At 60.1% G+C, this 12,011-nt stretch carries 10 protein-coding genes and 1 pseudogene; 8 read left to right on the top strand and 3 right to left on the bottom strand.

Annotation, left to right across the window (positions count from 1 at the left end):
• Positions 1 to 73: 73 nt before the first annotated feature.
• The 3 genes and pseudogenes from ABE456_RS26695 to ABE456_RS26685 form a co-directional block, all read left to right on the top strand.
• The gene (locus ABE456_RS26695) at positions 74 to 325 is read left to right on the top strand and encodes a hypothetical protein (RefSeq protein WP_014591205.1); all 252 of its coding nucleotides are present in this window, start codon (positions 74 to 76) and stop codon (positions 323 to 325) included.
• Positions 322 to 645 carry a hypothetical protein gene (locus ABE456_RS26690; RefSeq protein ID WP_346646591.1) on the top strand — a complete coding sequence of 108 codons (324 nt, stop codon included), beginning with the start codon at positions 322 to 324 and terminating at the stop codon, positions 643 to 645. The genes ABE456_RS26695 and ABE456_RS26690 overlap by 4 nt, the downstream gene beginning before the upstream one ends.
• A pseudogene (locus ABE456_RS26685) lies at positions 642 to 778 on the top strand (phage protein NinX family protein); the annotation flags it as partial. The gene ABE456_RS26690 and the pseudogene ABE456_RS26685, both read left to right, overlap by 4 nt.
• Before the next feature lie 3 nt (positions 779 to 781).
• Here ABE456_RS26685 and ABE456_RS26680 read toward each other — a convergent pair.
• Positions 782 to 1,018: a hypothetical protein gene (locus ABE456_RS26680; protein WP_346646593.1), complete on the bottom strand. Its 237-nt coding sequence runs from the start codon at positions 1,016 to 1,018 to the stop codon at positions 782 to 784.
• 369 nt (positions 1,019 to 1,387) lie between these two features.
• Here ABE456_RS26680 and ABE456_RS26675 point away from each other — a divergent pair, with 369 nt between their 5' ends.
• The 3 genes from ABE456_RS26675 to ABE456_RS26665 all read left to right on the top strand — a co-directional run bounded on the left by ABE456_RS26675 (position 1,388) and on the right by ABE456_RS26665 (position 5,554).
• Positions 1,388 to 2,581 (top strand): tyrosine-type recombinase/integrase, encoded by a 1,194-nt coding sequence (locus tag ABE456_RS26675; RefSeq protein WP_346646590.1) that lies wholly within the window; start codon positions 1,388 to 1,390, stop codon positions 2,579 to 2,581.
• A 20-nt stretch (positions 2,582 to 2,601) separates the two neighbouring features.
• Complete coding sequence (locus ABE456_RS26670; protein WP_016715632.1) at positions 2,602 to 4,188, top strand: ABC-F family ATPase; 1,587 nt, start codon at positions 2,602 to 2,604, stop codon at positions 4,186 to 4,188.
• 172 nt (positions 4,189 to 4,360) lie between these two features.
• On the top strand, positions 4,361 to 5,554 hold the full coding sequence (locus ABE456_RS26665) for an MFS transporter (RefSeq protein ID WP_346646589.1): 1,194 nt from the start codon (positions 4,361 to 4,363) through the stop codon (positions 5,552 to 5,554).
• On the opposite strand, the gene ABE456_RS26660 is transcribed toward ABE456_RS26665, so the two are convergent.
• The gene (locus ABE456_RS26660; protein WP_346646588.1) at positions 5,516 to 6,562 is read right to left on the bottom strand and encodes a dienelactone hydrolase; all 1,047 of its coding nucleotides are present in this window, start codon (positions 6,560 to 6,562) and stop codon (positions 5,516 to 5,518) included. The two genes, ABE456_RS26665 and ABE456_RS26660, sit on opposite strands and share 39 nt — an antisense overlap.
• Positions 6,563 to 6,762: 200 nt before the next feature.
• On the opposite strand from ABE456_RS26660, the gene yghU reads away from it, so the two are divergent.
• Positions 6,763 to 7,602, top strand: a complete 840-nt coding sequence (gene yghU / locus ABE456_RS26655) for a glutathione-dependent disulfide-bond oxidoreductase (RefSeq protein WP_346646587.1) — start codon at positions 6,763 to 6,765, stop codon at positions 7,600 to 7,602.
• A 49-nt stretch (positions 7,603 to 7,651) separates the two neighbouring features.
• On the opposite strand, the gene tssM is transcribed toward yghU, so the two are convergent.
• A complete protein-coding gene (gene tssM, locus ABE456_RS26650) occupies positions 7,652 to 11,176 on the bottom strand; it encodes a type VI secretion system membrane subunit TssM (RefSeq protein WP_346646592.1) in 3,525 nt (1,174 codons plus the stop codon).
• A 487-nt stretch (positions 11,177 to 11,663) separates the two neighbouring features.
• On the opposite strand from tssM, the gene ABE456_RS26645 reads away from it, so the two are divergent.
• A partial coding sequence (locus tag ABE456_RS26645) for a contractile injection system protein, VgrG/Pvc8 family (protein WP_346646586.1) occupies positions 11,664 to 12,011 on the top strand: 348 nt, incomplete at its 3' end.

Below are 12,011 nucleotides of genomic sequence, written 5' to 3'. Positions count from 1 at the left end.
AGCTCAATGCCGACAACGGCAAGCCTTGCGCGATCACGACCATCTTCCTGCTGCAAAACAGCGAGGTGCCGGAATGACCCGCCTCGCCCTCTGCCTCCTGCTGCTGGCCACTGGCGCCAGCGCAACCGAGAACGTCATCGACGTGCAGCACGACAGCCAGCGCGGCGTCACCTGCTACCTGCTCAACGGGGTCGGCATCAGCTGCATCCCCGACAGCCAGCTGCAGGCCGGCAACCAGCGCCAGCTCTCCCCGCACGAAACACAACCGGAACCTACGCCCGCACTGGCGCCTGGGCGCTGGATTGATGAGAGGTATCAGCTGTGAGCAAGAAGAAAACCCACTTCACCATCGTCTCCAGCGCCGAGCTTGAGGAGCTGCGCCGGGACCGTGAGCGCTTGAGCGCGCTCGAGTCGTGCTGCTGGGATGTCCGATTCGAGAGCCACTCCAACGGCATGGACGGCGACTACACCATCGGCATTGAAATTGTCGGCCACTACATGGGTAAGCCTTGCGCGCGAGTGCTGGGTGAGAACTACAACGAAGACCTGCGCGCCGCCATCGACCAGGCTTTGACTGCTGAAGCCTACCCACCAGAGCGCCCTGAGTACGACCTATACGGCAAACCAGAGAGGCGCCGGGCATGACCGACCAGATCGAAGTGAAGACGGCCGACTGACCGGCGAGCAGTTGGGCTGGGCAGTCGGCAAGGCGGAAGGAATGGACGTGTTCCTGGCCCCTCCGCAGTACGGCAACCCCTGGCGGGTGTTCGCTCGCTTCCCCCTACAACTCAAGCCCGCCAGCACCATCGGTACCAGAGCCCTTCGTGGCTGTCAGTACGACCAGCGTCGAAGCATAGGTCGTCCAGTCCTCGAATGCTTTGCGTTGCGCGATCAAAGCTTCATCCCACTGAGGACCTCCGATCCGACTGTAAGCGACCTGATTCATGATGGATGACGTCGCAGCATCGAGCTCCCGCAGAAGCTGGTATGCACGATACCTCTTGTCGCTGTTCGGCATTTCTTTCCCCTTACGTCACGTAACCAACGAGGCCACGCTGCAATAACCAGTAGCACTACGCCATGTTGACACCAAAGCATCAAGCATTACTCCGTCTGAGAGCTACAACCGAACACCTTTCCCCTACAACTCAAGCCCGCCGACATGCGCGGGCATGGAGAGCTATTGCCGCCACCTGCGGCGTGGAGACCATCCCATGAAAACCGAAAGCACCGGTGACGTCGACAAAGTCACCGAACAGCGAATGGCCGAACTGATCGGCTGCACTAAACGCTCCCTGGAGCATCGGCGCTTGGATGGGAAGATCCCCGCAGGCGTCTGGATGAAGCACGGCGGCCGGATCATCTACAGCAAAAAGAGGTATGACGAATGGCTGGAAAGCCAATGGGTTTACCCCGTGGGGTCGAAATCTTCCGCAACTCCCTCCGCATTCGTTTCACATGGGACGGTATCCGTCGATGCGAAACGCTCCCCTATCCCCCGACACAAAAAGGGATCAAGGCTGCATCCAGCCTTCGCGATCAGGTAGCCAGCCTCAACAAGCTCGGCCTACTTGACCAGGACAAGTACGCAGAGCTGTTCCCCAGTTCACAGGCTGCGGTCGGCGGTAAGCCGACCTTCGGCGAGTATGCCCAGCTCTGGCTCGACGGCCGGGAAATTACCCAGGGCACGCACAATAACTACAAAAGCGCCCTGAACCTTTACTGGGTACCACGACTGGCCATGGTCCGTGTCGACCTGATCACGACCAATCTGCTGCGCCGCATCATCACTGAAACCGAATGGACCTCCCCAAACGTGAAGCGCAATGCGATCACCAGGCTGTCCACCATCCTTACTGCAGCCACCCGGGAAGGCCTGCTTGCAAAGAATCCCGCCGAGCTGATTGACCTGCCGAAGCGATCAAAGAAGGAGATCGACCCATTCAGCCTGGCAGAAGCCAACGCTATCATCGACAAGCTGTATCAGCACAAGCACTGGCCGAGCCTCATCTACGCCGCTCTATTTGAATTCATGTTCTTTACCGGCCTTCGCCTGTCGGAGGCCTTGGCCGTGCGTTGGGATGTGATCGACATGGAGAGGAGGACAGTACACGTCAAGCGGACCGTCGCCCTGGGCGAGGTTGAAGAAAGGACGAAAACCGGCAGGGACCGTTTTGTGCTGCTGAACGATCGGGCGTTGCGGGCGATCCAGTTCGCCAGGCAGTACGCAGATCGCCGCAGGGATGGCAAGGGAGCAGTGACCGAAACACCGTTCCTGTTCCCGCCGTCGAAGAACGCCGAGTACGTGAAACAGACCTCCGATCTGCATAAACAGTGGGTGCCGGTGCTGAATGAATTGGGGATCAGACGTCGCCCCCCATACAACTGCCGTCACACCTATGCGACAATATGCTTAATGTCCGGCCTCAACCCCGCATTTATCGCCCAACAGCTGGGTCACAGCGTTCAGATGCTGCTGTCGACGTATGCCCGTTGGCTCAACTCAAGCTCCGACTGGAGCGAGCTGGAAAAACTCAAGATTGGTATCAAATCGGTATCAGCTGAAAGCCCAGCGTCGTAAGTTACTGATAGGTAAGCCCTTTGATCTCCACCGCTAACATCACCATGCAGTTCGGCTCCAAGCCGCTGTTCGAAAACGTTTCCGTCAAGTTCAACAACGGCAACCGCTACGGCCTGATCGGCGCCAACGGTTGCGGCAAGTCGACCTTCATGAAGATCCTCGGCGGCGACCTGGAGCCATCCGGCGGCCAGGTCATGCTTGAGCCGAACACCCGCCTGGGCAAGCTGCGCCAGGACCAGTTCGCCTACGAGGAATTCACCGTGATCGACACGGTGATCATGGGCCACGGCCAGCTGTGGAAGGTCAAGGCCGAGCGCGACCGTATCTACTCGCTGCCTGAAATGACCGAGGAAGACGGCATGGCCGTCGCCGAGCTGGAAACCGAATTCGCTGAGATGGACGGCTACACCGCCGAGTCCCGCGCCGGTGAACTGCTGCTGGGCCTGGGTATTCCGCTGGAACAGCATTTCGGCCCGATGAGCGAAGTGGCGCCGGGCTGGAAACTGCGCGTGCTGCTGGCCCAGGCGCTGTTCTCGGACCCGGACGTGCTGCTGCTCGACGAACCGACCAACCACCTGGACATCAACACCATCCGCTGGCTGGAAACGATCCTCACGGCGCGTAACAGCACCATGATCATCATTTCCCACGACCGGCACTTCCTCAACAGTGTCTGCACCCACATGGCTGACCTGGACTACGGCGAGCTGCGCCTGTTCCCGGGCAACTACGACGAGTACATGACTGCCGCCACCCAGTCGCGCGAGCAGTTGCTGTCGGACAACGCCAAGAAGAAAGCCCAGATCGCCGAGCTGCAGACCTTCGTCAGCCGCTTCTCGGCCAACGCCTCCAAAGCCAAGCAGGCGACTTCGCGCGCCAAGCAGATCGACAAGATCCAGCTGGCCGAGGTCAAGCCGTCCAGCCGCGTCAGCCCGTTCATTCGCTTCGAGCAGACGAAAAAACTGCACCGCCAGGCTGTGGTTGTCGAGAAGATGGCAAAAGCCTTCGACGACAAGGTGCTGTTCAAGAACTTCGACATTACCGTCGAAGCGGGCGAGCGCGTTGCGATCATCGGCCCCAACGGTATTGGCAAGACTACCCTGCTGCGCACCCTGGTCGGCGAGATGACCCCGGATGCGGGCTCGGTGAAGTGGACCGACAGCGCCGAAGTGGGCTACTACGCCCAGGACCACGCCCACGATTTCGAAGACGACATGACCCTGTTCGACTGGATGGGCCAGTGGACTTCCGGCGAGCAGGTGATCCGCGGCACCCTGGGGCGCATGCTGTTCTCCAACGACGAGATCCTCAAGTCGGTAAAGGTGATTTCCGGTGGTGAGCAAGGCCGCATGCTGTTTGGCAAGCTGATCCTGCAGAAACCGAACGTGCTGGTGATGGACGAGCCGACCAACCACCTGGACATGGAATCGATCGAGGCGCTGAACCTGGCGCTGGAAAACTACCCAGGCACCCTGCTGTTCGTCAGCCACGACCGCGAGTTCGTGTCGTCGCTGGCCACGCGCATCATCGAGCTGTCGGCGGATGGCGTGGTGGACTTCAGCGGTACCTATGATGACTACCTGCGTAGCCAGGGCGTACTGGTCTGATTGATGGGGCGGCCTGGCCATCTTGCATGGCTGGGCCGGCCTCTTCGCGGGCAAGCCCGCGAAGAACCCACCGCCAATCCCACCCGACGAATAATTCGTTAGCCTGCTTTCATTTCCTTCGCGCAACGGCCATGATGGGGTCACGCCCAACCGCCCACCCGCGAAAGAGCCCATGACCGCGCAACAACCCACCCCCGCCAGCAATACACAGCACATCACCCTGCAGATCCTGTCGATCGTTTTCTACACCTTCATTGCCTTCCTCTGCATCGGTTTACCGATTGCGGTGCTGCCCAGCCATGTGCACGACCAATTGGGCTTTGGCGCGGTGATCGCCGGGGTGACCATTGGCCTGCAATACCTGGCCACCCTGCTCAGCCGCCCATTTGCCGGAAAGGTGGCGGACACCTTGGGCGGTAAACAGGCGATCCGCTTTGGCCTGCTGGGAATTGCCGGTTGCGGGGTGTTGACGCTGTTGTCGGCATGGACCCTGAGCGTACCGCTGCTAAGCCTGGCCCTGCTGCTCGGCGGGCGCGTACTGTTGGGCATCGCCCAGGGGCTGATCGGTGTGGCCACCCTGAGCTGGGGCATTGGCCAAGTCGGCCCTGAGCACACCGCCAGGGTGATCTCGTGGAACGGTATCGCCTCCTATGGTGCCATCGCCATTGGTGCGCCACTGGGCGTGCTAGCCGTGGACGGGCTGGATTTCAGCGTGCTGGGGGCGGCTTTGCTGGTGCTGGCAACCCTGGCCCTGCTGGTACTGCGCAAGCGCCCCGACGTGGTGGTGGTACGTGGCGAGCGCCTGCCCTTCTGGTCGGCATTCGGCCGCGTGGCACCGTGCGGCCTGGGCCTGACCCTGGCATCGATCGGCTACGGTACCCTGACCACCTTCGTTACCCTGTATTACCTTGAGCGCGGCTGGGCCGGTGCGGCCTGGTGCCTGAGTGCCTTTGGCGTGTGCTTCATCATTTCGCGGCTGTTGTTCGTCAATGCGGTCAACCGCTTTGGTGGCTACAACGTCGCTGTCGCCTGCATGGCCACCGAAGTACTGGGCCTGAGCCTGCTATGGCTTGCACCATCGCCGCCCTGGGCGCTGGTTGGCGCCGGGCTTACCGGTTTCGGGCTGTCGCTGGTGTACCCGGCGCTGGGCGTCGAGGCGATCAAGCAGGTACCCAGCAGCAGCCGTGGCGCGGGGCTGGGTGCTTATGCGGTGTTCTTCGACTTGGCCCTGGCCATTGCCGGGCCGGTGATGGGTGCAGTAGCCGTGCACCTGGGTTATGCCTCGATTTTCTGCGTGGCGGCCCTGCTCGCCCTGGCTGGGGTTGGCCTAACGCTGCTGCTGGCGCGGCGCGCCCGCCGCGGCTGAATGCTCGGCCGGCTCCGGCGCACCCAGGGCCTGGCTGAAGAACGCTGCCGTATCACGTTGCAGCGAGTGATGGATATGCCGGCGATCGACGCCGTCGGCATCCTTGCACAGTGCCGGCATGCGCGCGAACTGCTCGTCGTCGCAATGGGCCATGAACACAAAATGCCCGGCGCCTGCCAACAGACGGTAATCCGGCGTGACCGGCAGCTTGCGGGCCAGGGCCTCGGCGTTACGGTCCACCGCCACCAGCTGGTCGCTATCGCCGCTGTAGATCAGCGCCGGCACTTGCACCCCGGCCAGGGCATGGCGCCCGAACAGCAGGCTCAGCGGCGCCATCAACATCACCGCCCCCACCCGCTGGTCAGCCTCCGGCGCCAGCTCGCTACGGTCGGCAATCAGTATGCCGTGGGTCTTGCAGGCGTCGGCATCGTTCGGGCGTTCCAGGCAGTATTGGCGCAGCCGGTCCAGGTCGGGGCGTGCGCCAGACAGGATCAACGCGGTTTCGCCACCGGCCGAGTAGCCGATCACGCCCACCTTGCCTTCATTCAGGTAAGGCCCGACCAGTGCATCATCGCGGGCCGCCGTGATGGCGGCACTGACTTGCAACGGCCGGCCATAGAGGTTGCTCAGGGTACCCAGGCGGCTGTGATCATGGGCGTTGTCGCCTGGGTGCACCACCGCCACCACCACGAACCCTTGGCGCGCCAGCCACGTGGCCAGGTAATGCAGGGCCAACGGGCTACCGGTATTACCGTGGGACAGCGCCAGTAGCGGAAACCGCCCCATGGCTATGGGTGCCTCTTCAGCCACATCGATCGGGTAGCCGTCTATACGGCTGCTGCGGGCTTTGCCAATGGCCGGGTAAAACGCCAGCGCCTGCATGGGCCGGGCATCAACCGGGTCGGTGAGGGTCATATGATGCAAGCCGGCAACCCAAGGCGCAGCCTCGGCATGGGCAAACAAGCCGCCGAGCAGGGCCAGCGCCAGCATGCAGCGTGGGAGAGTCATCGGCCGGCGGTTCCTTGCAGGGCGAAGTAGTAGCCCAGCATAGAACCGGCCTGGCCTGTACCGGATGAAACCTGGATGAAACCGCCGTCATGCGTGTTGCGCTCGCGCGCTATGCATTTGCGCTTTTTGCCGAACCCATGGCATAGATGCAGGTCCACGTCTTTACGTGACCGTTTTGCGCCATTGAAGGAGATTCATGCATGAGCAAGCCCGCCTATGTGCCACCCAAGGTCTGGCGCAACGACGCAGCGTCCGGCGGCCAGTTCGCCAATATCAACCGCCCTGTTGCCGGCCCGACTCACGACAAGGACCTGCCACTGGGCAAACATCCGCTGCAGCTGTATTCGCTGGCCACGCCCAATGGCGTCAAGGTCACCATTGCCCTTGAAGAGCTGCTCGCCCTGGGCCATGCCGGTGCTGAATACGATGCGTGGCTGATCCGCATCGGCGAAGGCGAGCAATTCTCCAGCGGTTTTGTCGAGGTCAACCCCAACTCGAAGATCCCCGCCCTGCTCGACCGGAGTGTCGAGCCGCCAGTTCGGGTGTTTGAATCGGGCTCGATCCTGCTGTATCTGGCAGACAAGTTCGGCGCCTTGCTGCCGAAAGCGCCAGCGGCGCGCACCGAGAGCCTGAACTGGCTGTTCTGGCAGATGGGTGCAGCGCCGTACCTGGGCGGCGGTTTTGGCCACTTTTATGTGTATGCGCCAGAAAAATTCGAGTACGCCATCAACCGCTTCACCATGGAAGCCAAGCGCCAACTCGACGTGCTGGAGCGCCGCCTGGCGGTCAGCCGCTACCTCGGTGGCGAGGAATACAGCATTGCCGATATCGCCGTATGGCCGTGGTATGGCCAGTTGGTGCGCGGCAACCTGTATGGCGCGGCGGAGTTCCTGGCGGTGGACGAGTACCCGCACGTGCAGCGCTGGGCCGAGGAAATTGCCCTGCGCCCTGCGGTGGTGCGCGGTACCCGGGTGAACCGGACCTGGGGGGATGAGGCCAGCCAAGTGCCGGAGCGGCATGCGGCGGCGGACTTGGACTGAGGGTAGCAATCAGCTGTACGGGCAGAAAGTTGCCCGTTTGCAGCTGGGTTCAAGCCTGTGTGTTGTTGCTGGCTTGCATACTTACCCGCAGCGCCTTCGAAGCAGAGTCATTTAGCAGGCTACGCGGCAACCTGAACCCTTTGAATGGCTGCTGGGTTATCGGGTTGAAGGCCTTTTCCGAAGTCAGCCGGTAGCGCATCATGCCATCCCCGGCTCTGAAGCTCAGATCCACCCCGGTTGCGGTACGTCCGTTGAGCCCGCCACGGCTAAGTAAGCGGAACATGGACCAAGGGCCATAGTATTGCAGGCTGCTGCTATTGCTATTGAGCCTCAGCAGCGTGAGCGTGCTACTTGGATGCTGCGGGCTGGGCCACTGGATCACAACCAGCTGCCTGGGACCATGGGTATAGCTTATCTGCTGCCCGTTCAATTCCATCAAGCTGGTACGCTGGTTGGTACTGAGGCCTAGCGGTTCGATGCTGAACTGCACATTGAGGTTGCCGCTGTTGTCAAAAAATGACGACCGGATGCGCGCAGCAATTTCCAGTTGTTCATTCACGCCCGGATGTAGCAGATGACCACCTCGACCCTCGGCGTAAAGTGCGTTCGGATTATCCCTGATGAGTACATTCAGATATTTGTCCTGGAACTGCTGCAGCTTTCCTTGCGGGCCAAAAAAGCCTTCGAAGTCCTCCAGCGCCGAGTCGGGCGCTCGAACAACGAAGGGATAACGCCCGGAAAGGCGGTGCTCAAAGAAGCTGTACACATCAGCATACCAACGCTTCTCCAGTTCATTCAGCGCCTCAATCATCAGCACCTGGGCTGTTTGCTCGGCCATTTTCGCCACTTGGTTACGCACTGGCTCAGGAAGGTTGGCTGCGACGCGCTGCAAATGGGCGATCGGGTCCCGCCCTTTAGACGATAAGCGTTCAAGTACAGCATTCAGCGCTGCCTGCCCTTGGTCCGGGCTGGCCTGTATGGCTTTTGCGTAATAATGTACTGCCCTTATTGCATCAAGCGTTTCCAGATAGGAACCAGGTCGTTCCCTGCTCGCTGCAAGCATCTCGTTCATATCGGCAAAAGCCTGCCCTATCGCTCCGGCTTGATACTGCTTTTGCTTAGTTTGTAGCTCGGCTACAGCGGCGCCTGGCAACTTGTCGCTTGTACCTGGAATATCAGGCCGCAGCATCACAGTATTGTCCCGTACGGTTTCCAACAACCGGCGCAATGGCTCCCCAGGCCCGATGAAATGCTCCAGCACTGCAACGCCGTGGTTCAAGTCGTGGAAGTCGGTCACGTTCAGTTGCAACAGCGTGTGGCGCCAATTTGCGATGTACTCGGTGGTGTAAAGGTTTTGCATTTGCTCGACCAATGTGGCGCGCTCGGCTTCGGTGTAATCCGGCTGCTGACGCTCCCCCAGCACCCACTGGTCGATCATGGCCAACTCGCTCAGTGCCCGGCTGCGGCTATTGAAATAGGCGTCCAGGCCTTCTGCCGTAAACAGCGGTTCCAGGAGCACGGGCTGAGCAGTTTGATAGATGAGATCAAAGCCAGGCCCGACCTGCCGCCGAAAATCCACCGCCCCTTGCAGGTCCAACTGCGAATCATGCTTGAGGTTTGCATACAGACGCTGATGCAAAGGCGTTTGACGCAGCACCTGCTGAACCTTGGCAATTCTGGGGCTGAACTGCCGCACTTCAGCGTCAGCGTAAGCCAAGGCATACTGCAGATGCTCCATCAGATCGCGCTGCACCTGCCCTTCACCAGGAAATTCGCGCTGCCATTCCCGAGCCATCCAGGCCTCCACCCAGGAAGCACGCCGATACTGCCGGCTCTCAATCATTCGATACACCCTTAGCGCCGCCATCTGCTGCTCGCTGCCTTCCGGCGCCGCCTCCATCGAATTCAGCAGCCCGCTAGCCAGAGCTGGCAGGAATCGGCGAGACAGCAAGCCAAGGTAAGTTTCATCTACCAGTGGACCGATAGTGCGCCCTTGGTAAAGCCCTGCATCCGCTACAGCTGGCAACGCCGCACGATAGTCACCGAACAGCGCGACGGCATCGCGAATCTGATTGAGCGGCACCAGCAGATTGCGAGCTGTCGGATCTACTTGCTCGTCCACTTCAGACAATCGGAAGACTTGGCTCTTCAGCAGGACGTCTGCAGCCATGGCCCTGTTGCTATCGAAGTAGCGGTAGAGGTTTGCGCCAGCGACCGCAACGACAAGCAAACCAACAGCTGATCCCCTCCAGAATGCCCGGCGCTTGCGAAGGGAGAGCTTTGCACTGTCACCCACCAGTCCAGCTTCCGGGTAAACGGCTCGCTGGAAAATGTGCTGGGTAAAAAAGGCTTTGTTCGAATGCGCCGTTTTTGCATGCTCAAACGCTGGGTGGGCCACGCCATAGGCCAGGGCAGCTTCCCGCATGAAGACATTGCGGACCGCCCCCTGCTGCATGGCTGAGGTCAGGTACATACCGCGCACCAGCAGGTTCGAACAGTCGCTATCGCCTCCAAGTGCTTTGCGCAGGAACACCATCAATAGGGTGCGTAACCCTGCCAACTGTGCCTGGAATGACAGTAGGCTTTTGCACTGCTCTTCACTTGTCAAAGTGCCCAAGGCATCGGCGACATGCTCTTGCACGGCCATGACCATTCGATCCAACAGCACAAGCACTTGGTTCAGCCAGTCATCCTGCCCGGGTAGGGTGTTCAACTTGAAGGTATCGCCAAACAGCTGCTCACGCTCAGCTGTGGACAGACGGCTGAACAGTAATTCAAAGCCCTCCAGCAGATCGAACTTGGTAAGGACAATGTAGAGCGGCGTGCATAAGCCGAGCGCTTTTTGCACCTCGGCAATTCGGCTTCGCAGCACGTGGGCAAGCGCCGTACGTTCTTCGGGAGTGGCCTGTACCAAGGCAGCGATATCGATTGCAAGCAGCAGGCCACTGATAGCCCTGGTGCCCCGCTTACGGGCCAGCCAGGCAAGCAGGTGTGTCCATAGCCTGGCCTGCGTGCCAACCGGCGGCATGATCGGGTGCGCCTGAGCGTCTGCCTTCTGCGGGCCAGGATGGCAACCATCTTGAGTGAGCAACCTGCCGGGGGGGTCAATGATGACGGCCTCGTCACTGATCCACCAATTTATGCCGCTCGCAGGGGACTTGCGCCTCAAGCCTTGCGCTTGAGCCCTGTCGATATGCGTCAGGGAAAAGCGCTGCGCCGAGTGCTCGACCAGGCTGCTCTTGCCTGACCCCTCGCCCCCGAGTACCAGATAAAAAGGTAGCCGATACGATTGCCGTCGCCCCCTTGCATGCTCAAGGAAAGACGCAAGCTGCCTGTTCATTTCAAGCTCTTGCGCCTGGACGTGCCCCAGACCGGGATCCGCTTCGGCAGCGGCAATCTGCTCGCGTTCGAACTTCAACCGCTGCAAGCGCGAACGCACCACTATCAGCCAGCACACCAGGGGTAACACCACGAGCCACAGGCTGGCCACGCTTCGAAACTCGACGCTAGCCAGTGGGCGATACCCCTGCCAACTCCACGCGGGCCCTAGCCACCAGATTACGACCAGCAACAGGATGATGGCTGCGCCAGCCGCGAGGGCCGTGAAAGTGCAATTTCGTAGGGCTTGTGTCAGGCCACGCAGATTGAAGTGCCTTCGGTAACTTTCCATCTTAACAACCCTGTTAACGCCACAACTTTCCATGACGTGAAGCGCTCATGAAACCTATACACAAACAAAGTTCGATACCACGCAAATAGGCCACTCACACCATGTACACCGACGGGAGACTAGAACACCCTGGAAATTTGCACAACTAAATATCAGCTTACACTTTCAGACTCGACCGCAGCACCATTAGCAGCGCATCGTCAAAAGCGACAGCAAGTTAACAACCACCTCACAAGAAAATGCAACAGAACTTGTAGGAAACTTCCCACAAACAAAACTCAAACTTACACAAGCCGAGAAACATCCTACAAAACAGCCACGCAAAATAAACATCCAACGCTCAGAGCATTGGAGCTACATGCCATAAAACACACCATTCCCCGGAGAAATAATGCCCAGTCAAACTGATCTGCGTTACAGCTTTCAGCCGCTTGCAGGCGCAGACGTATTCGAAGTGGTGTCGTTCGAACTCGACGAAGCGATCAGCTCACCGTTCCAGCTGAAACTGGAGCTGATCAGTTTCGAAGGCGATGTCGACTTCGGCCAATTGCTCGACCAGCCGGTGCTGTTCACCCTCTGGCGCGGCGAGCGGCCGCTACGCCACGTGCACGGCCTGGTCAGCAGTTTCAGCCAGGGCGAGACCGGCCCTTACCGCACCCGTTACCATGCCCTGGTCGAGCCGCTGCTGGCACGTGCCAGGCTGCGTTCGAACTGGCGCATCTTCCAGCACAAGACCGTG

The sequence above is a fragment of the Pseudomonas sp. TWI929 genome (assembly GCF_039673335.1).
Taxonomy (GTDB): Bacteria; Pseudomonadota; Gammaproteobacteria; order Pseudomonadales; family Pseudomonadaceae; genus Aquipseudomonas.
This window is presented reverse-complemented; position numbering and strand designations above follow the sequence as displayed.